This window comes from Clostridium sp. DSM 17811 (assembly GCF_018861905.1).
Lineage (GTDB): Bacteria > Bacillota > Clostridia > Clostridiales > Clostridiaceae > Clostridium_AD > Clostridium_AD frigoriphilum.
Map to the genome: position 1 here is coordinate 94,297 of NZ_JAHLDU010000013.1, position 21,115 is coordinate 115,411.

Genomic DNA, 21,115 nt, shown 5'->3' on the forward strand with positions numbered 1-21,115 from the left:
CGCCCATAAATTGAATTTGTCAATTAAATATTATTATACCATAGAACTCACTATTCCTTTAATATATAAATTATATAATTGAAATATTTCTATTTTTTTTACCTTTTTCGAATTTTCAATGTTTCTTTTTATTCATTTATATGTATACTATCACTGTACGACAAATTGTAAGATAAAATGATTTTCTGGAGGCTCATATGTTTACAAATGAACTAATATTACGTTTTTTAAATTTATTATTTATTATTAATATACTTTTTGCCTTTGCAGTTGTATTCCTTGAGCGAAAAAACCCTGCAAGTACTTGGACTTGGCTTATGGTATTACTGTTTTTGCCTAGCATAGGCTTTATTCTATACCTATTTCTTGGTCAAAATTTAAAAAGAAAGAAATTATTTTCACTAAAGAAAGAAGAAAAGGAAAATCTCACCTCAATTATAAATAAACAAAAAGAATTTTTGAGTAACGATGCTCTAATTAAAACTAATCCCTTTTTAAGTAAATATTCTGATGTGATGAAACTCAATCTGTGTAGCGATAATTCCTTCTACACTAATAATAATAATGTCACTATATTTACCGATGGTAAATCAAAATTTGATCAACTAAAAAAAAACCTTGAAGACGCAAAAATATTTATTCATATGGAGTATTATATATTTCAAAATGATAATTTAGGAGGAACTATTTTAGAAATTCTATGTAGGAAAGCCAAAGAAGGAGTAGAGGTAAAATTACTCTATGATGGTATGGGCTGCCTTAAGGTGCATAAGAATTTTTTTGCTCCTTTAATAGAAGCTGGTGGAAAAGTTTCATGTTTTTTCCCACCTTTTCTTCCATATATAAATCTTCGTGTAAATTTTAGAAACCATCGTAAAATATGTACTATTGATGGTAAGTATGGTTATATCGGTGGTTTTAATATTGGAGACGAATATTTAGGACTTTCTAAAAAATTCGGATTTTGGCGAGATACACATTTATTCATACAAGGAGATGCACTTGATGCACTACAATTGCACTTCCTAATGGATTGGCGATTTGCTTCAAAAGAAAATTCTGTTTTCGATGATAAATATTTCCCTCATAGACCTCACCTTGGGAAAACAGGTCTCCAGATAGTTTCAAGTGGTCCTGATTCCACTTGGAATTCTATTAAAAATGGCTATTTAAAAATGATAAGTAAAGCTGAAAAAAATATTTATATAGAAACTCCTTACTTTATTCCAGATGACAGTATACTTGAGGCTTTAAGGATAGCATCCTTGTCTGGGGTAGATGTCCGTATAATTATACCGAGTAAACCAGACCATCCCTTTGTATATTGGGCTTCTACATCTTATATGGGAGATCTTCTCGATTCTGGTGTCAAATGTTATACCTATACCAAGGGCTTTCTTCATAGTAAATTTCTCTCTATTGATGAATCTATAAGCTCTGTAGGTACAGCAAATCTAGATATCCGAAGCTTCACTTTAAACTTCGAAATTAATGCTTTTATTTATGATAAAGAGATCACTTCTGACTTAGATCGTTTTTTTATTGATGATTTAAAATCTTGTGATGAACTAACTCTAAAAAAATATACTAACAGAAGTTTTATTGTTAAATTCAAGGAATCTATTTCTCGATTACTTTCTCCAATACTATAATAAATAACACCCAACAAACCTTTTAATGTTTGTTGGGTGTTATTTATTTATATACATTTATATATGTTTATTTACATATACTAATTAATCAGTTATTTTTTATTATAGGTATACTAAATGAAAAATCAGTTCCTTTTCCTATTTCGCTTTCGACCCATATTTCTCCACCATGTTCTTCAATAATATACTTACATATAGATAACCCAAGCCCTGTACCTGTGGGTTTATCTGTAAGTGTATCACCTACTTGACTAAATTTTTCAAAGATATATTTTTTATCTTCCTCTCTAATACCTACCCCTGTATCGCTAATACTTACTATTATATTCTGCGCAACTACTCTTGCGCTACACACAATACATCCTTTTTCCGTAAATTTTATAGCATTAGAAATAAGATTGATTATTACTTGCATCAATTTGTCTTTATCTGCCATGATTTCAGGAAGTGTTTCACTTATGCTTTGTATAACCTGAAGAGATTTATCTCTAATAATAGGATTAGTTAATGTTATTACTTGTGTTATAATTTCTTCTATGTCAATTTTTCTCATGTTTAACAAAACTTTTCCTGCTTCCATTCTTGATATATCTAACAGATCATTTATAAGACTCGATAATCTCTCCCCTTCTGATAATATTATATTTACATTTCTTTTTATTTTGACTACTGCATTTTGATTTTTTTCAATTGAAAGATCTAATGTTGGTACTATAGTCCCTTCGAATTTTCGCTTAACCATTTCTGTAAAACCAATTATCGATGTTAATGGAGTTCGAAGTTCATGAGAAACTGTGGACAAGAAATCCGTTTTCGTCTTGTCTATATCTTTTAGCTTTTTGAAAAGCTTAGCATTTTCTATTGCTACAGCTACTTGACTAACTATTGAATAAGCATTACCTCTATAACTTTCATTGTATGCTGCCTTCTTATAATTAACCATTATTACAACTCCATATATTTCATCTTTATAAATTATTGGAATCATTAATAGGCTTCTCATGTGATATAATAATAATTGTAATTTGGCACTATACAATGCATAATCTACTTTATTTAAATCCTTAATATAATACATTGTGCCAGACTCTGTAACTCTATTAATTAGATTAATAAATTTCTCATCCTGAATGTAGCTACTTGTGTTTAGTTTCACGCAAGTACCATGAATAGCCATAATTTTAAATTCAGTATCATTTTTTAATATACTTATAGCAGCATCATAAGCTGAACTTTTATATAAATTATTTAATAACTTATTAAATATATCATTAATGTTTGTTGTAGATTTAAATATATCAATATTTGAAATGATTTTCTTGTCAAATTCCTTTGATTTTTTAAACATTATTGTTTTTATTACTATATGCATAATTATAATATTTATTATTATGACTCCTATATATAAGTAAAATTTGTTTGATAATATTTCCATCATAATATACCTCTATTTATTATTTATTATAGCTATGGGGTCACAATATTTATGACTTGATTTAATACATAACTACAATGAACGTAACAACTTTCTCTCTTTATGTCAAGCATTATTAAACATTTAATATAACTACTTACTATCTTAGGAAAGAGGTGCCTCTATGCAAAAATCAGGTAAAATAATTAATATTGAAAAAAATAAGGTGTATGTCGTTACCAAAAATAATGAATTTGTAACTCTCAAAAGAAATGTAATTGAGCCTGTACTAGGTGAAATATATGTAGGTGAAAAAGTTAAACCCTTTGCCCTTTGGAAATACATTTTATCACTTATTTGCTCTTTATTAATAGTATTTTTAATAAGACAATTATATATGAATAATAGATATAATTACTCCGTTATCGTCAACATGAATTGTTCTCTAAAAATGGATGTAAATGCTTCAAATAATGTTACGAATGTTGAGGGGATTAGTTCTGGCGGGTATAAAATAAAACAACTTGTAAATCTCAAAGATACATCCCTTAACCAGTCCTTAATTTTAATTTTAGATGAATCTATTAAGCAAAAATATTTAACTAAAGCACATGCAGACGACGGTTTTAAAATTTCTATATTTATTAATGGCAATACAAATAAAACTCCAATAAACTTAACTGAGTTTGAAAAATATGCAGAGACCCATAATTTCAAAGTTCTAATAAATGATAATGGACAAGCAATAATTAATTAGATGAACATTAAAGATACTTATCTTATATTTACATTATAACTTCTAAGGGCGGTGCGAAATGAGAATCATACAAGGCGTTAAAGAGAAAAATATTATTAATCACTATGAAACTAATGATTCAAAAACTAGATTAAACAAATTCATAAGTGAAACAGGTTTTTGTTCTAGGCGTGAAGCAGATAAGCTAATTGATAAAGGTAAAGTCACCGTAAATGGCAAAATACCTGAAATGGGCACCCAGGTGTGTAAAACTGATGACATTAAAATAAATGGTAACCCACTAAAAAACAAAGAAGATCACATTTATTTAGCTTTCAATAAACCTGTTGGAATAACATGCACTACAGAGCATAAAATCAATGGAAATATCATAGATTTTATAAATTACCCAAAACGGATCTTCCCAATCGGTCGTCTCGACAAAGCTTCTCAAGGTCTTATCTTTTTAACTAATGATGGTGACATTGTAAATAAAATTTTACGTTCAGGTAATAGTCATGAAAAAGAGTATATTGTTACTGTAGATAAACCAATATCTCCTGATTTCATAAAAAATATGGCAAATGGTATCCCTATACTCAAAACTACTACCAAAAAATGTTTGGTAAAAAAAGAAAGCAAATATGTTTTCAAAATAATTTTAACTCAGGGACTTAACCGTCAAATACGAAGAATGTGTGAGTATTTAGGTTACTCGGTTATGAGACTTGAGAGACTTAGAATTATGAATGTTTCTATAGATAATTTACCTACCGGCAGATGGAGATATCTATCTAAAAATGAACTAATGGGTATTAATAATCTAATTTCAGACTCCATAAAAACTGAAAATGCTTCTAAATAAAAACCACCATATGTTTTTGTATTAAATCGCTACCTCTAATGTTAAAAAACACTTGAAAAACACACAAATTTGTGTGTTTTTTGCTTTATTTAAAAGTTATCAACATTGTGCACACAGATTTTGTGGATAACTTGTTACTCTTAGTTAATAATAACTATTATATTTAAGTTGTAAATTGGTTTAAAATTATGCTTTTAACTTATAAATAACTACTTGTTTATTTTCTTTAAATTCATGTAAGATCTCTTAACTTTATCTCAAATCGCTACTACTCACCGTCTACTACTCTAATGATCACAATTGTAATATAGACTACTATGTAATCATTTTCACGTTCCAGGCCTATGGTGTTTATTTCACACCTATAATCCTTTTTTAATTTATATTATACGCATTGTATTTTAGTTATAGCCACGTTTTGCCATAAAACTCATAAATACATTTTATCTTATAATTTATATATTATACCAATTTAATTATAAGCTTTTCAAATTGTAATATTATATTTAATTTACATTATTTTCTTTTATCTATCTAATTATTTTAAATTTATTATTTTTTTTATTTAGACTCACAGATTGTACACATTAAGTTTTACTAATCCACAATCTCTTTTAACATATGTAATTATATGTTAAAAATTACGAACTATTTAATAGTTATACACATTATCCACATCTTTTCTGTGTATAACTTGTGGAGTTGATGTTAATGATTCGTTATTTGTCGTTATTATGTATATATTGGAATATATTATGTAAATATTTGTGTGTTAAATAAAATAATTCAAAATTTAATTGTTAAGTTATGCACATTATCCACAGTTTTGTTGATAACATGTTAATAACTTATTATCTATAATATCACTCGCATTTACTACGTCTAAACTGTTAAATTATCTCCTGAGTTGCTGCAATATATCTCCCTAATAAATTTTCTTGATTACCATCTCGTGAAATGGTATATTAGGCACATAAGTATAAATTAAATTGAAAAGAGGTAATTCGCTTGAGAATAGGAATGGGATATGATGTTCATAGATTAGTTAATGATAGAAAATTAATACTCGGGGGAGTAACTATACCTCACACGACTGGTTTACTTGGTCATTCAGATGCAGATGTTCTAGTTCATGCAATTATGGATGCACTCTTAGGTGCTGCTGCACTTGGTGATATTGGAAAACATTTTCCTGACACTGACATTAAATATAAAGGCATATCAAGTATTTCCTTACTTAAATATGTTTGTAACCTAATAAAAAATAAAAATTATATAATTGAAAATATTGATGCTACAATAATAGCACAAGAACCTAAAATGGCACCACATATACCCTATATGGTAAAAAATATTGCGACCGCTCTTGATTTACCTATAGATAAGGTTAATATTAAAGCTACTACCGAGGAAGGACTCGGTTTCACTGGTCACTGCGAGGGAATATCCTCTAATGCTATTTGTCTTTTAAAATAGCTATTTATAATCTTGTGTTAAATCGTCTCCTGGGTCGCTGAAATGTCATTAAATAAAAATAAGGACAATTCTTATAACAATTGTCCTTATTTTTATTATCTTTCATATCTATATGTGTTAATCCCATTTAATCTATGTTATAGAAATTTAATTAACTAAACAATTTTCTCGTGCAATAATACTTATCTTCTCTCCTTTCTAATTCAAATTCATTTATAGATGTAACTCTATCATGCTGTTCTACATGTAGTACATAACCCTCTTCATTCTTATTCTCAAAAAAGACCTTTGAATAATCCATAACCTCAACTTTTTCCCCACATAGGTCATAAATAAATTTTGGTATATTATTTAGCATAAACATCTACCCCCTTAATATTTATCAACTATAAATAAATATTATAATATACTGACGTTTATGCTAAATTTTTTATTTGTTTTTTATTTGTTTTTATGTAATATCCAATGTAGGATATATTAGATATTACAGTATGTTACCCTACACCATTACACTAATAAATTAATCCCCCAGGGTCGCCACCATAATTGCTTTTATAGTATGCATTCTATTTTCCGCTTCATCAAATACTATTGAAGCTGGACTTTCAAATACTTCATCCGTAACCTCTACACCATTCATCCCAAATTTTTCATATATATCCATACCAACTTTAGTTTTCAAATTATGGAATGCTGGCAAACAATGCATAAATTTAGTATTCTTATTTCCGGTTAAATCCATCATTTCTTTATTAACTTGATACGGTTTTAACAGATTAATTCTTTGAGCCCAAACCTCATCTGCTTCTCCCATTGAAACCCAAACATCAGTATATATAACGTCTGCATCCTTTACTCCTTTTGCTACATTGTCAGTAATCGTAATGCTTGCTCCTGTCTCCTTTGCTACTTCTCTACATTTACTAACTAGTGCTTCCTGCGGAAATAATGTATTTGGTGCAATTATTCTAAAGTCCATTCCCATCTTAGCCGCTCCTATCATAAGAGCATTTGCCATATTATTTCTTCCATCCCCTGCATAAACAAACTTAATTTCATTTAATGGTTTTGAAAAATGTTCTTGCACGGTTAAAAAGTCAGCAAGAATTTGAGTAGGGTGATCCTCGGTAGTTAATCCATTCCATACTGGCACTCCTGCATATTTTGCTAGTTCCTCAACTACGTCTTGGCCATACCCTCTATATTCAATCCCATCATACATTCTGCCTAAAACCCTTGCAGTATCTGCGATCGACTCCTTTTTACCCATTTGGCTCCCTGTCGGTCCAAGATATGTAACATGTGCTCCTTGATCAAGTGCTCCAACTTCAAATGAACATCTCGTTCTAGTTGAATCTTTCTCAAATAATAATACTATATTCTTACCCTTTAATGTTTGCCTTTCTGTACCTGCATATTTAGCCCTCTTTAAATCTCTAGCTAATTCAAGAAAATAATGAATCTCTTTTGGTGAAAAATCCATAAGTGTTAAAAAATTTCTGTTCCTTAAGTTAAACATAATAATTCTCCTCTCTTATCTTTACGAACCTTTACCATCACAAATAAATTATTTTTAAGTGACCCGTAAAAGTTGTTTATTATTATAATGTACTACTATTCCCAAAGTTTCAATGTATTTTTGTATTTATACTAAATTTTTCCTATGTAAAAGCATAAAACATTATACCCTATCTTATTACAAGATTTTCATTATAGAATATGATTTATTTTAAATATAATATTGCAAATAGCTATATTTTTAATATTTAGGATAAGTTATCCACAGTTTTCAACATTTAATCAACAGAAGCTGTGGATAGTTATATTTATATGCGAAAGCCTTATTTCAGTGCTTATACATATTAAAAGTTATTCTGACATATTTTTATCCACATTGTCTACCAATGCCTGTTCATAATCTGTTAGTTTTTGTGTGTAGTAAGTAGTGTCACTTCTTCTTTTTTAATTCAATATTTATCTTTTTCTGCTATTTGCTTTCTATACTATTTCAATAAATTTTTAACCAAATTCAATTTAATATGCTAAGATTCCTTATTTTAAAGCTTTATAAAATTTTATTACTAATAAAAAAACAGGCTATTTAAGTAGCCTGTCTAAATAAAACTTTACCTAACTCTTCTCGCAGTAACATAATCTCCTCTTGTCAATTCTGTTATTTTGATTACATCACCAGTACGTGGTGCTTCAATATATGAGTTATTACCTACATACATTCCTACATGGTGTGGATCTGCCGCTGTACCAAAGAAAATTAAATCTCCTGCTTGCAAATCTCCTCTTGCTACATATGAACCTTCATTTATTTGTGTATAAGTAGTTCTACTAAGTGAAACACCGAAATGAGCATATACATATTGCATAAATCCAGAGCAATCAAAAAACTGAGGACCACTAGCGCCCCAAACATATGGCGTCCCTAAAAAATTACTAGCATATGCAACTACAGCATTTGAACTAAATGATGATGATGATCCTCCTCTAGATGCAGTGTAATTAGGAAGATTATCTTTCATTTGTTGTATTTGTTTCATAGTAGCATCTACTGTAGCTTGTCCATCATTAACCTTGCCAGAATACAATTTTTCTTGTTTTGTAGCTTCCAAGATTAATACACTTTGATCTTTTTTAGTATCTTTAAGCTTTGCGAGTTTTGCCTCATTATCAGCTTTTAACAATAGTAGCTTTGTTTTCTCAGTTTCAAGTGCTCTCTTTTGGTTTTCAACCTTATTTTTTTTAGCTGTTAACTCTGTGACAATATTATTATCATACTCAACAATTTTTTTAACAGTTTCAGCTCTTGAAATAAAATCCCCTATTCCCTCTGAATTTAATAAAACTTCCACATAGCTACCGGCGCCATTCATATACATGCTTCGCATTCTCTCATTAAATAAGTCTTGTTCTTTTTTAATATTATCCTGCGCAACTTGTATATCCTTTGTTGTCTTCACTATTTGTTTCTGGGTTTCCCCTACTTTAACCTTTGTTTTATCAACTTGTGTATACATCGTTTCTATATCTGAATCTAATTTTTCAATTGATACTTCTATGCTTTGAATGTTACTTTGAGCTTTCTTGTATGCGTTTTTTTGACTTTCTAACTGACTTTTTTGATTACTAAGTTTATCTGATAATGGATTTGCCATTACCTGCATGCTTATTGTAGCTGCAACGCCAATTGTTACTATCAATGATATTATTCTTTTACGCAACTTAATCCCCCTCATATGTAATATTATGTATTTTTACAATTTATTGGTTTTTAAATTATTTTTTTTAAATCAACGATTACATTGTACCATTATTTTATCATAATTTTCAACGAAAACATAGATTGTACTGTAAATTTTATTTTATTTTTCAATTATATGTCTGTTATTATACATTTATTTACATATTTTGTATCACATTTTCATAATTTTAAAGAATGTTTATATATTTCTGACTTAGGCAAATTTCTATCCTTCGCAACTAACTTCATTGCATCTTTTTTATTTATTCCGTCATCCATATATTTTTGTATATGCTCTTCTATAGTTAGCGAATCCCATTTAGCCCTTTCATCTTTAGCTATAGCTTCCTTACTCTTACCTTCAACTACCAATACATATTCTCCTCTTGGAGAATTCTGTTTATAATATTCTATTGCTTGTTCCAGTGTTAGCCTTATTATCTCTTCATACAGCTTTGTAAGCTCCCTACACATTGATATCTTTCTATTTCCAACATTTTCATATAAAAATTCTAAAGTACTTAAGAGCCTGTGAGGAGCCTCATAAAAAATTAAAGTCTCACTCCTATTTATTAAATCATCAATAATAGGTTTTCTTTCTTTATTCTCCCTAGGCAAAAATCCTCTAAAAATAAATTTTGTAGTGTCAAGTCCAGAATATACAAGTGCAGTAGTAATTGCGGTAGCTCCAGGTAATACCACAAATTCTATGTTTTGCTCTATACACTTTGAAACTATAACACTTCCAGGGTCTGATATTCCAGGCGTTCCTGCATCACTAATAATAGCTATATTTTTACCTTCTTTTACTTGCCTAATTATATCCTCGCTTTTTCCTAACTCATTAAACTTATGATAACTTATAAGTATTTTTTTTATATTAAAATGATTTAGAAGTTTTAAACTTTGCCTTGTATCTTCTGCTGCTATTATATCCACACTTTGAAGCACTTCTAATGCTCTAAGCGTAATATCCTTTAAATTTCCTATCGGAGTTGGAACTAAATATAATTTTCCTGCCATTCTTATCACCCTTCTCTGTAGTATTTACATTAATTTTCATCTGAATTATACATATTTTTAATTTCCTGAGTATATCCACCATCTTCTACATGAACATAAAGAGGAGGGTCCCATTTTAAAAATGCCCCCCCATCCCTCTGACCCTCAATCAGGACAATGTTAGGTGCCTTATCAACGCTTGGGTGCACCATCCTTATACGTTTAGGCTCTATCCTATGCTTCCTCATAGTACACAAAATATCAGCTAATCTATCTGGTCTATGTACCATATACAGTCTTCCATTATCCTTTAGAAGAATTCTACATGCAATAATTACATCTTCTAATGTGCAACAAATTTCATGTCTTGCTATAGCGTCCTTATCATTTAAACTTATTAAGCCAGAGTTTTGAAGTTTATAAGGTGGATTAACTGTAACAATATCTACCTTATCAAGAGTTTTAATAAGTTCTATATCTTTTAAATCTCCATTTATAAATTTAATTTTATCCTCTAAATTGTTATATTCTATGGACCTATTTGCCATATCAACAAACTCTTCTTGAATTTCCACTCCAATTATATTACTTGCGGTTGTTTTACCTGCTAATATAAAAGGTATTATGCCCGTACCAGTGCATAAATCAACAACTTTAGCATTTTTTCTTACTTTCACAAAATTGGCAAGCAGTACTGCATCCACTCCAAATCGAAAAGCGTGTTTTTTTTGAATAACGTGAATGCCTTTTAGTTGAAGATCATCTAAAGTTTCATCCGTTCTTAAAAACTCCATTATGTATCTCCTTTCTATAAAATTTGCGTTTATTTTATACATCACAACAAAAGAAGTATACCTCACTTTTTATTGCTAAATCAAGAGAACACACACTTTATTATTTTTTTTGATTATTAAATGTATATTTTCATTTAATAAAATGTAATTAATTATTAAACTACTATTAGTAATCATTGTTGAATATATATATTAGTATAGAATAATCGATTTTAATGAGGTTAAAAATGCAATTAATATTATATCCATTTAAAAATATAGTTTTCAATAAAAACTCTGTGTTATTAGATGCATCTTTCTTGATCAGCTTAATTTATGATGAAGATATTAAGCATAGCGATTGTTTATCATGCTTAAAACAACTTTCAGAGGGGGGGTCCGTTTTTTACACTACTAGTATTGTAACAGCTGAGGTCATGAATAAAATACTTTATACATTGTTTATTAGTGACATTCAATGCAAAATAAATAATATTAGACCTTATAACTCAATGGATAATATTAGATCTATTACAAATAGCTTCAGCCGCCATGATACAAAAATATTAAAAGAAAAGAAAAAAGATAGACTTATTCATATTCCATATAAAAGATATTTTGATAATATTTCTAAAAATTCTATGAAAAGAAATTTACTTAATATCTATTACAGTAAATCTGTAGAAATAATTTCAGAATTAGAAAAAATTATAAATATAAAATATCTTAATATTTCTGAAGAATGTATTTCTTTAGTTAAAAAATTTATGTGTGATAGCTTATTGTCAGTAAATGATGCTTTTCACATAGCCACTGCTGAACACAACAATATAGATTTCTTCCTTACTTTGGATGGTGATTTTATTTTTGCCGAAAGTAGCGAAATTAAAATACTTAAGATTTAATAAATAATAATTTTCAAATCAACTTTTTAATTAACACTATTATAAAAAAAGAAGTGTAAATTTGATTATCTCAAAATACACTTCTTTCTTTATGTTTGTTATTTAGGAATATAAATATGTGTACCATCTTTTATTGAATTCTCATCTACAATTTTATTTGTTTCCTTTAACATTCCAATCGCTTTTTTCACACTATAAGAAGGCATATTATTTTTAGCAATTGAAGTTAATGTATCCTGCTTTTTAACAATATATTCAGTAGTATTCCCTTCTGCAACTACAGCTTTTGATACTTCTGTTTTTGATGCTTGTGCTTTTGATGAATCTGCTTTTATTTCATATGGGATTACTATCTTCTGACCCTCTGAAATTTTATAAGATTCACCCATACTATTTCTATTTCTAATAAATTCAACGATTTTACTTTTATCCTGACTAGGCATATACGTTTTAGCAATACTAAACACTGTATCATTCTTTTTAACAGTATAAATTCCAACATTAGTTTTATCATTTATATAAGCAGCATCCATTTTATTAGTATCTGTTTCTAAAGTATTTTCATTTGTCGTTTTATCAGTATTGACTACAGAAGTTGAATTATCATTCTGCACCATAGTCGCATCTGCTGCATTTACCTTGGCAACGTGTTCTCGCCCCCCTACATATTTTACTGCAAGAAATACTACTAAAATTAATACAGCAACGGTAGATATGCTAATTATTCCTTTTTTCATTCTCATATTTAAAACCCCTTTACTATTTATTTGTTAATTAACTATATTCATAATCATTGACATAATCTTAAGGTTTCATACATGTTATAACTCTTATTATTATTAATAATTGTTAAAATATTACTATTTTTAAATTTACTAATATATTATAAATGTGGTGTAGTACAAAACTTTAGGCTGTTAACTTTTTAGTTAACAGCCTTTATATATTACAACTTTGAATTCTATTTTCTACTACTTTTATCTATTTGCTCCCTAACTTCTTCACCCGTCATACCGCTTGCATTAATAATTGGAGTAGATGTTATAGTTTCCTGTGCTCCCATTATCCCTTGATTCTCACCCGTTACAATAACAACATCATATCTATCTAAGAAATGGCCTGCATTCTTTTTACTATTATCAAATTCTTTGACAACATAACCTTCATTACTTAAATATTCTTTAATTGGATTCAATCCCTGCTGTACTGCTATTTTCTTCATGTTTTACGCCTCCCTTTGAAATTCTTTTCTTAAATTATTATCTCCAATTTTGAAAAGCATATTCAGATGTCCTTACTTATATTTTAATGATCAAAAAACAACAAAAAAGCAGAGAGAAAATTATTTCTCTCTGCTTTTTTATACAACCGCATAACCAGCCTCTTCAATTGACTCAATTAAATTATCCACTGTTATAAAATAATCATCATATATTATTTCTACTTGTTTGCTTTCGCTATTTATTTGACAAGCAATTACACCTTGATTATTTGATATTGCTAAATTAATATTACTAATATCTTCTGAAGTATTCATATTATAAATTTTTATAATTGACTTCATCTTCCCTCCTCCTAGTTATCTTTAATTAATTCCTTTATTATATATGAATCTTCTCCGTTTTTAGCAAGTTCTAATTTAATATCCTCATCATTTACAGCGTCTTCGTATCTCCCGGTAACTAATGTTAAATCTTCAATTTTAACCTCGACAATTTCTTCATCACTACCATTAAGTTTTATCTTAATTTTGACTGATTCTTTTACAACACTATTACCGATAACATCTGCTCTCCCAAAAGGCGTATCCACTACAGACCCTACTGTAGGTAAAGTTTTTCTTATTTTTTCATAAGTATCCTGCTCATAATTTAAACAACACATAAGCCTGCCACAAATACCTGAAATTTTTGTAGGATTTAATGATAAATTTTGTTCTTTAGCCATTTTTATTGATACTGGTGCAAATTCACCAAGAAAAGTCGAACAACACATAGGTCTACCACATGGTCCAAGACCGCCAACCATTTTTGCTTCGTCCCTAACTCCTATTTGTCTAAGTTCTATCCTTGTTCTAAACACTGCAGCTAAATCCTTTACTAGTTCACGAAAGTCCACACGTCCATCTGCCGTAAAGTAAAATATAACTTTATTATTATCAAAAGTATACTCTACATCTATAAGTTTCATATCAAGTTCATGTTTATGTATCTTCTCTAAGCATATCTCATATGCTTCCTTTTCTTTTCTTTTATTATCCAAATCCTTTTCTGCATCTGCATCTGTGGCTTTTCTAATAACACATTTAAGAGGAGATACTATATCATCTTCCTTGATCTCTTTTATGCCAATAACACATTCTCCAAATTCTATTCCTCTTACAGTTTCTACAATAACTCTATCTTCCTTTTTAATCTCTATATCATTTGGACTAAAATAATATATTTTACCAGCTTTTTTAAATCGTACTCCTATTACTGTAACCATGTTAAATCATCTCCTTTTCGCAGCTGCATATTAACGACTTCAGAAAGGAGATTTAACTACCACAAAATTTAATTTTGCTAAGGTAGGTATCCCCTATTATGCCTCTTAGGTAGATAACAATTCTCAATTATTATCCTCCCACCTATATAAGTGGTAGACTTCCCTTCTGAAATGTCGTTAAACCTCCTGCATTTTAAGTAACATTACTTCAAACGCTAACGCTGGGTTAACGTTTCTATCTAAGGTCTCTCTAGTATCATTGATTATGTTTATAATACCATTTAATTTGTTAAATGAAAATATATTAGCTAACTCTTTTATAGTTAATAGTTTATCTATATTAATAATTAAATTTTCTTCTTCAACTTCCTTATATATTATAGTATCCCTAATATACGAAAGAAATGCAGTTAATATTTCGTAAAAATCGTCTTTTTGATTGGATAATTTCTTTTCATATTTAATCAGTTCCTCAGTTTTAGCGCTATTTAACTTAAGTAATATTTCCAAGGTAATATCTCTTATATCCTTGAAATTATTATCTTTGATAAACTTTTCAGCCTTTCCTGGTATTCCATCGCTAAAAGCTAAAATCACTTTTATTTGATCTGTTGATAAATCAGAATAATTTTCACTTAAAAACTCTTTCATCTCATCTATATTCAAATTCTTTAGTTTATGTATCTGACATCTTGATTTTATTGTATCCAATATGACTTCAAGATTTTCACACAATAAGATTATAGTAACATTTTTAGGTGGTTCTTCAATTGTTTTTAAAAAAGCATTTTGCGCTTGCACCGTCATTTTGTGAGCGTTATAGATAATGATAACTTTTTTATCTCCTTCAAAAGGTTTTTTATTAATCTCTTCAATTAAGGTTCTTATGGAACCAACACCTATTGTGCTTTTGTTTTTATCAATTTGCCATTCCACCAAATCAACATACTGCCTATCTTCATTTTTACCTAAAATCATAAGCCCTATATTTTTTGCGAGTATACTTTTTCCTATACCATCTTCTCCAACTAAAATATGAGCATGCGATAATTTATCCAATTGTATCGCTTTAGTTATTTGATTTTTTATATTGCTATGTCCTATTATATCCATAAAACTCATTTTAGTCCTCCATGCATAGAAGCAAGTATAAATTTATATATACTTGCTTCCAATTAGTTATACCTTTATATACTTATCTACATCAACTACAAATACATTTGCTCCACCTACGTCTACTTCAATAGGAAATGGCATATAGACTCCTGTTGATCCTGCTACAGGTGATGGTGATGATATTATTTGCTTTCTTTCCTTACATACTTCCTCGATAATAGCTAAAACTTCATCCACTTTTTCTTTTTCAACACCTATTAGCAATGTCGTATTTCCTGATTTTAGAAATCCTCCAGTAGTAGCGAGTTTTGTAACTCTAAAACCCTTATCTGTTATTGCCTCAATTAAATCATTCGCATCATCATCTTGTACAATTGCAATAACTAATTTCATATAATCCCACCCCTTTTATAATTTTATTGTTTTAATTGTATTTATTATATCCTTTTGTATTTCCTCTACACTTCTATTACCATCTAGTACTTCTATTTTATCATATTTTATACAAATATCCATGTAACCTTCAAAAACTTTTTTATGAAATTCTTTTCCACTATTCTCCAAGCGATCTAAGCTTCCTTGCTTTTTTTTCCTATTTAACCCTTCCTCATAAGGAATTGTAATCATAAATGTTAAATCAGGCTTAAGACCATCTAGCGCTACCTCATTAATACTCTTTATTCTCTCCATGCCAAGGCCTCTACCAATGCCTTGATATACCATTGAAGAATAAACAAAACGATCACATATGACTATTTTACTCTTGTCTAATGCTGGCTTTATAACCTCACTTACTAATTGTGCTCTAGAAGCGGCATAAAGTAATGCTTCACACATATAACTCATTTTGCAATTATCATTGTCCAATATTATTTCTCTTATTTTTTCACTAATTTCTGTACCTCCAGGTTCCCTGACTCTTACTACTTCATATCCAGAGTCTTGTAAATGTTTTTCTAGTAACTCTATCTGTGTAGTTTTTCCTGAACCATCTGGGCCTTCTAGTACTATCATACGCCCTCTTTCCATTCGATCTCCTCCATCAATATGTATATATAACAATAAAGTTTATTTTACTACTATTGCAACTTTACCATCATTAACTCCAAGTACCGTTACATTATACTTCAAATAATATATTATCATCGCTATATTGTACTCGTCTAATCTTTCCCCAGGCATTACAATTGGTATACCTGGTGGATATGGAACTATTGCCTCTGCGCATATTTCTCCCTCTGAATTTTTTAACTCTACCATAGTTTTCTCCCTATACATTACTTCATAGGGAAACATGCTTTGTGATGGGATATCATAATCTATTATCTGCACGTATTGCTCCTTTAGAGATTCCATATCACAATTTTTAAGGGCTAAGTAAAGTTTTTCAAAATCTTGCTGCTTAGTAAAAGGTGAAAATATTAAAACTACATTCCTGCTGTCACTCATTTCAGCTTGTATTTTATTTATCCTTAAATATTCTAGCAATTTATGACCACTATACCCTTTAGGCACATTTAATATATATCTAGTTAAATCCAGTGTATACTTATTAATATATTTAATTGAATTTCCTGATACATCCTCTAAATCTTCCTGACCTAGTATGTGGAACTTATCCAATTTATTAATTTTAACTCTATTCAACTTACATATTTTAATTAACTCTTCATAATCATTTTCACCATACTCCTCAATATAAAACCTTGCATAATCCATAGAGCATAAAAACATGTAAGATGGACTTGTACTTAAAAATGCACTTACATAAAAATCGACTTTACTTATATCTATATCCGCACCTACATGTAAAAAAGCTGTTTGCGTTAGACTAGGTAGAGTTTTATGTGCACTCATAACTACCATATTAGCTCCCATCTTCAAAGGATTTTCAGGTAATAACTTATTAGCACCAAAATGTGCACCATGAGCAGCGTCTACCAATACTTTAATATTGTATTTTTTAGCTGTAGCAATAATATATGGTAAATCAAGGCATATGCCATAATAATTTGGATATGTGATGATGATTCCTTTGGCATCTTTGTTTTCATGAATTAAACAAAGAAAATATTCCTTATCAAAAGGAAAAGGAACATCATATTTTGAATTAATTTTATTTTTAATATATACTGGTTTTAATTTTCTCATAATTATTGCGTTAAATATTGATCTATGACAATTTCTCTCTACAATAATTTTATCACCCTCATTGAATGTCGAAAAAATCATAGCAAAATTTCCACTAGTACTACCATTAACTAGAAAATAAGATTTTATACTACCATAATAACTACTCAATAATTGTTGAGATTCTTTTATTATTCCTTCTGCATGATGAAGGTTATCTAATCCATCAACTTCAGTAATATCTCCTTTAATAAAATTTTCATAAAGTTCTCTACCTTTCGCAGTTTTTAAAAAACCAAGGCCGCCTTTGTGGCCTGGCATAGAAAAGGGAACATTTTCTTCTTTTATATATGTTAACACTCCATCTACAAGTGGTAATCTTGACAATCCTTAGTCACTCCTCTTGGTATAAACCGTACTAAAGTCTTTCTTATACAGTTCTTGTAATATTCATAGAAATCGGTATTAGCTTTTGCTTTTATAATTCTTTCTTCGCAATTATTGCAAATTCCTCTTCCATTTATTATTATACCACCATTTAGAGGCTTTCTACATATAATACACTTTTCTTTTTGCATAATTCCCTCCTTAACCTCTCTATCTTAAATCATTTTATATAAATTATATAAACCATTATTAAATGACGTTAAAACTACCTAAAGTATGGCCTCTATAATATATTTTATTCAAGTAGATACAGTTTCTTATTTTGTCCACATAATAATTTAAAATATATTTATCTACATTTTATGCCATAAGTAGCTATTTAAATTTACTATCTGACTTTAGGTTCCTTAAAATGAATAATTAATCCGTATACTCATCTGTTTTACATAATTAATTTAATACTTATTTTAATTTACCTTAATAATTTTATTTGTTATTATCAATATATTTATGTAACTTGGTTATACTAATCATATTAATAATCATAAGATTTTGAGAGGAGAACAGTCTATGAAACAAGAAATTATAAGTTATATAGATAGTATAAAAGATGATATATACAATTTGTCAAACTACCTTTATAATAATCCAGAAACAAATTATAAAGAATATAAAGGTTCTGCTTACATAATAAATATGTTAAAAACTCATGGTTTTAATGTTAAAGAAAACTACTGTAACATCCCTACTGCTTTTTATGCACAATGCGGCATTGGTCATCCTAAAATATGTTATATATGTAAATACACAGCCGCTGAAAAGTCAGGTCATGTTTTTGGTAATAACGTTAATGCTAGTATCTCCGTCGCCTCAGCATTAGGCTTATCAAAAGTGGTTTCTAAAAGTGGTGGGAGTGTAATTGTACTAGGATGCCCTGGTGAATACTCTAATGGGGCAGAATTAACTATAACAAAAGAGAAATGTTTTGAAGACATAGATATTATAATTGCACCTCATTGTGATATAACCAATGCAGAAAGTGGTACATCTATGGCTATAATTCCAATTAAGATAAAATATAATAATAATAATAATAATAATAATAATAATAATAATAATAATATATTTTCATCCTTAGAATCATATTTATTTGTATTTAATTCATTAACCCACTTGATAAAAGAATTAAGTACTAACTGTTTTATTGACAATATATCTATAAACAACGTCTCCCCCATTAATAATTCTTTTTTACAATCTGAAGCCAAGTTTTATCTTAAAGCTACTACCATAAATGAAGCTGAAACCTTGGAGAAAAAAATTATAGAACTTATTCATTCATTATCTCAAATAATGAATATGCCAGAAGAAATAAGTCTATTTGAATTACCTTCGCAGGAACTTTTAACTAATAAGTCTTTATCAAGATTACTTGCCCACAACCTAAAAGAGTCTGGCATTATTAATATTGATTGTTGCAAAAATAGTTCCTATGGATTAGGTATAGGTGCTATAAGCCATCTAACCCCCTGTATATACCCATCAATATCTATTACAGAGAATAAACTAATAAATTGCCCATCCCCTGCCTTTGCTTTAGAAACACAAACCGAATTTTGTAAAAATAATATCATAAAAGCAGCTAACGCTCTTGCCATTACAGGCCTTGATATCATTGAGAAACAAGATTTATTAAAAGAAATTACTATTGAGTTGAAATAATATAAAACCATTTTATAAATATCTCACGACAAAAAAGAAGTATAATTAATTTCAAATTATACTTCTTTTTTATGTATATTATATTTATCATTAAAATACTGCTTTTTCTTTTAGTAATCTTATTTTGTTCATAAGACCATCACTAGGTTCAAAATAAAACTTTTTGAACTTGTTTCCTGCTTTATATACACAACAAAATTTACTTCCAATAAATGTAGAACATATATACTTTTTGCTACTACTTATATGGATATCTGAACTATAGTTACTACACTTACCAATGTACTCTATATCTTTTAACTTAATATCTTCTCGTATTATGACCTCTTGACCTCTTATTCTATGAATGATAAGTTGATCTGCTACAATTAAATACTTATATCTAACCTTGCACTTTAAAAACTCCATATAACAAAGAGCGATCATTATCATATTAAAAAACAAGGTTACAAATGTTTTAATATTTATGCTTCCTATACTCACCTTAGGTAATAAGTCTGATAAGCATATAAATATAATTAATGTAATAAACAGCGATACCAACGCTGGCAACTTCTTTCTCTGAACCATTTCTTTATACATCAAACCCAGACCCCCTAGATTTATTAAAAAAATCAGGCATATACAGTTTCCTTCCCAACATATGTGATTATACTAGCATTTCATATAATAATCTACTTGTACTAAGTTCGCTATACTGTATATATCACAATATAAAGGCATTTATACAATTCATATCAACTTATACACATCAACATAGGTATTTTTAAGTCTTCCTCTTAATTACTAGCTTTTAGTAATTAAAATGTATATTTTTTATTATTTATGTTTAATAAGCTACGTGACCATACTTAAAAAAATAAACAACTTTCTTTCATTTATTGTTACAAATAAATAAAACACTTTGTATTATATACAAAGTGTTTTGGAGGCGCCACCCGGATTTGAACCGGGGAATAAAGGTTTTGCAGACCTTGACCTTACCGCTTGGCTATAGCGCCATAACTTGGTGGCTAAACCCGGAATCGAACCAGGGACACGAGGATTTTCAGTCCTCTGCTCTACCGACTGAGCTATTTAGCCATGTAACCTGGCGACAACCTACTCTTCCACAAGGTCACCCCTGCAGTACCATCGGCGCATTGAAGCTTAACCTTCGTGTTCGGTATGGGAACGGGTGTTACCTTCAGGCCATAA

Annotated in this window: 22 protein-coding genes, 2 tRNA genes and 1 rRNA gene; 6 read left to right on the top strand and 19 right to left on the bottom strand. The window is 29.1% G+C overall.

What is annotated here, in order from left to right; translation table 11 throughout:
• The first annotated feature begins 197 nt into the window (after positions 1–197).
• Entirely contained in the window at positions 198–1,652 is a 1,455-nt protein-coding gene (gene cls, locus KPL44_RS16020) for a cardiolipin synthase (protein ID WP_216252327.1), read from the top strand.
• An 88-nt stretch (positions 1,653–1,740) separates the two neighbouring features.
• Here cls and KPL44_RS16025 read toward each other — a convergent pair whose 3' ends face one another.
• Complete coding sequence (locus tag KPL44_RS16025; protein ID WP_216252329.1) at positions 1,741–3,000, bottom strand: GAF domain-containing sensor histidine kinase; 1,260 nt, start codon at positions 2,998–3,000, stop codon at positions 1,741–1,743.
• A gap of 250 nt (positions 3,001–3,250) precedes the next feature.
• Here KPL44_RS16025 and KPL44_RS16030 point away from each other — a divergent pair, with 250 nt between their 5' ends.
• The 3 genes from KPL44_RS16030 to ispF all read left to right on the top strand — a co-directional run bounded on the left by KPL44_RS16030 (position 3,251) and on the right by ispF (position 6,143).
• Entirely contained in the window at positions 3,251–3,823 is a 573-nt protein-coding gene (locus KPL44_RS16030; RefSeq protein WP_216252331.1) for an anti-sigma-I factor RsgI family protein, read from the top strand.
• A 58-nt stretch (positions 3,824–3,881) separates the two neighbouring features.
• Positions 3,882–4,667, top strand: a complete 786-nt coding sequence (rluF, locus tag KPL44_RS16035; protein WP_216252333.1) for a 23S rRNA pseudouridine(2604) synthase RluF — start codon at positions 3,882–3,884, stop codon at positions 4,665–4,667.
• Between the two features lie 1,008 nt (positions 4,668–5,675).
• Positions 5,676–6,143 (top strand): 2-C-methyl-D-erythritol 2,4-cyclodiphosphate synthase, encoded by a 468-nt coding sequence (gene ispF / locus KPL44_RS16040; RefSeq protein ID WP_216252335.1) that lies wholly within the window; start codon positions 5,676–5,678, stop codon positions 6,141–6,143.
• 151 nt (positions 6,144–6,294) lie between these two features.
• Here the strand turns inward: ispF and KPL44_RS16045 are convergent, their stop codons facing one another.
• From KPL44_RS16045 to KPL44_RS16065, 5 genes are all read right to left on the bottom strand, one after another.
• Positions 6,295–6,501, bottom strand: a complete 207-nt coding sequence (locus KPL44_RS16045) for a hypothetical protein (RefSeq protein WP_216124677.1) — start codon at positions 6,499–6,501, stop codon at positions 6,295–6,297.
• A 162-nt stretch (positions 6,502–6,663) separates the two neighbouring features.
• A complete protein-coding gene (argF, locus tag KPL44_RS16050; protein ID WP_253201809.1) occupies positions 6,664–7,662 on the bottom strand; it encodes an ornithine carbamoyltransferase in 999 nt (332 codons plus the stop codon).
• Positions 7,663–8,269: 607 nt separating this feature from the next.
• The gene (locus KPL44_RS16055) at positions 8,270–9,376 is read right to left on the bottom strand and encodes a C40 family peptidase (RefSeq protein ID WP_216252337.1); all 1,107 of its coding nucleotides are present in this window, start codon (positions 9,374–9,376) and stop codon (positions 8,270–8,272) included.
• A 200-nt stretch (positions 9,377–9,576) separates the two neighbouring features.
• Positions 9,577–10,419: a 16S rRNA (cytidine(1402)-2'-O)-methyltransferase gene (rsmI, locus tag KPL44_RS16060; protein WP_216252339.1), complete on the bottom strand. Its 843-nt coding sequence runs from the start codon at positions 10,417–10,419 to the stop codon at positions 9,577–9,579.
• Positions 10,420–10,448: 29 nt separating this feature from the next.
• On the bottom strand, positions 10,449–11,192 hold the full coding sequence (locus tag KPL44_RS16065; protein WP_216252341.1) for a tRNA1(Val) (adenine(37)-N6)-methyltransferase: 744 nt from the start codon (positions 11,190–11,192) through the stop codon (positions 10,449–10,451).
• A 227-nt stretch (positions 11,193–11,419) separates the two neighbouring features.
• On the opposite strand from KPL44_RS16065, the gene KPL44_RS16070 reads away from it, so the two are divergent.
• On the top strand, positions 11,420–12,076 hold the full coding sequence (locus KPL44_RS16070) for a type II toxin-antitoxin system VapC family toxin (protein ID WP_216252343.1): 657 nt from the start codon (positions 11,420–11,422) through the stop codon (positions 12,074–12,076).
• A 98-nt stretch (positions 12,077–12,174) separates the two neighbouring features.
• Here KPL44_RS16070 and KPL44_RS16075 read toward each other — a convergent pair whose 3' ends face one another.
• From KPL44_RS16075 to KPL44_RS16115, 9 genes are all read right to left on the bottom strand, one after another.
• Positions 12,175–12,819: a LysM peptidoglycan-binding domain-containing protein gene (locus tag KPL44_RS16075; RefSeq protein WP_216252344.1), complete on the bottom strand. Its 645-nt coding sequence runs from the start codon at positions 12,817–12,819 to the stop codon at positions 12,175–12,177.
• A 218-nt stretch (positions 12,820–13,037) separates the two neighbouring features.
• Positions 13,038–13,298, bottom strand: coding sequence for a YkuS family protein (locus KPL44_RS16080; RefSeq protein WP_216252346.1), 261 nt, complete (start codon positions 13,296–13,298; stop codon positions 13,038–13,040).
• A gap of 138 nt (positions 13,299–13,436) precedes the next feature.
• Positions 13,437–13,640, bottom strand: a complete 204-nt coding sequence (locus tag KPL44_RS16085; RefSeq protein ID WP_216252348.1) for a heavy-metal-associated domain-containing protein — start codon at positions 13,638–13,640, stop codon at positions 13,437–13,439.
• Between the two features lie 11 nt (positions 13,641–13,651).
• A complete protein-coding gene (locus KPL44_RS16090) occupies positions 13,652–14,563 on the bottom strand; it encodes a PSP1 domain-containing protein (RefSeq protein WP_216252350.1) in 912 nt (303 codons plus the stop codon).
• 177 nt (positions 14,564–14,740) lie between these two features.
• Complete coding sequence (locus tag KPL44_RS16095) at positions 14,741–15,685, bottom strand: DNA polymerase III subunit delta' (protein WP_216252351.1); 945 nt, start codon at positions 15,683–15,685, stop codon at positions 14,741–14,743.
• Between the two features lie 57 nt (positions 15,686–15,742).
• Positions 15,743–16,072, bottom strand: coding sequence for a cyclic-di-AMP receptor (locus tag KPL44_RS16100; protein ID WP_216147271.1), 330 nt, complete (start codon positions 16,070–16,072; stop codon positions 15,743–15,745).
• 15 nt (positions 16,073–16,087) lie between these two features.
• Entirely contained in the window at positions 16,088–16,708 is a 621-nt protein-coding gene (gene tmk, locus KPL44_RS16105) for a dTMP kinase (RefSeq protein WP_216252353.1), read from the bottom strand.
• A 39-nt stretch (positions 16,709–16,747) separates the two neighbouring features.
• Complete coding sequence (locus KPL44_RS16110; RefSeq protein ID WP_216252355.1) at positions 16,748–18,196, bottom strand: aminotransferase class I/II-fold pyridoxal phosphate-dependent enzyme; 1,449 nt, start codon at positions 18,194–18,196, stop codon at positions 16,748–16,750.
• Positions 18,175–18,387, bottom strand: a complete 213-nt coding sequence (locus KPL44_RS16115) for a sigma factor G inhibitor Gin (RefSeq protein ID WP_216105860.1) — start codon at positions 18,385–18,387, stop codon at positions 18,175–18,177. The genes KPL44_RS16110 and KPL44_RS16115 overlap by 22 nt, the downstream gene beginning before the upstream one ends.
• Positions 18,388–18,766: 379 nt before the next feature.
• Between KPL44_RS16115 and KPL44_RS16120 the strand changes: the two genes are divergently transcribed.
• Positions 18,767–19,918 carry a M20 family peptidase gene (locus KPL44_RS16120; RefSeq protein WP_216252357.1) on the top strand — a complete coding sequence of 384 codons (1,152 nt, stop codon included), beginning with the start codon at positions 18,767–18,769 and terminating at the stop codon, positions 19,916–19,918.
• 90 nt (positions 19,919–20,008) lie between these two features.
• On the opposite strand, the gene KPL44_RS16125 is transcribed toward KPL44_RS16120, so the two are convergent.
• The 4 genes from KPL44_RS16125 to rrf form a co-directional block, all read right to left on the bottom strand.
• Entirely contained in the window at positions 20,009–20,503 is a 495-nt protein-coding gene (locus KPL44_RS16125) for a hypothetical protein (RefSeq protein ID WP_216252359.1), read from the bottom strand.
• A gap of 341 nt (positions 20,504–20,844) precedes the next feature.
• Positions 20,845–20,919, bottom strand: a tRNA-Cys gene (locus KPL44_RS16130).
• 6 nt (positions 20,920–20,925) lie between these two features.
• Positions 20,926–21,001: transfer RNA gene (locus KPL44_RS16135), tRNA-Phe, on the bottom strand.
• Positions 21,002–21,006: 5 nt separating this feature from the next.
• A 5S ribosomal RNA gene (gene rrf, locus KPL44_RS16140) occupies positions 21,007–21,115 on the bottom strand; the annotation flags it as partial.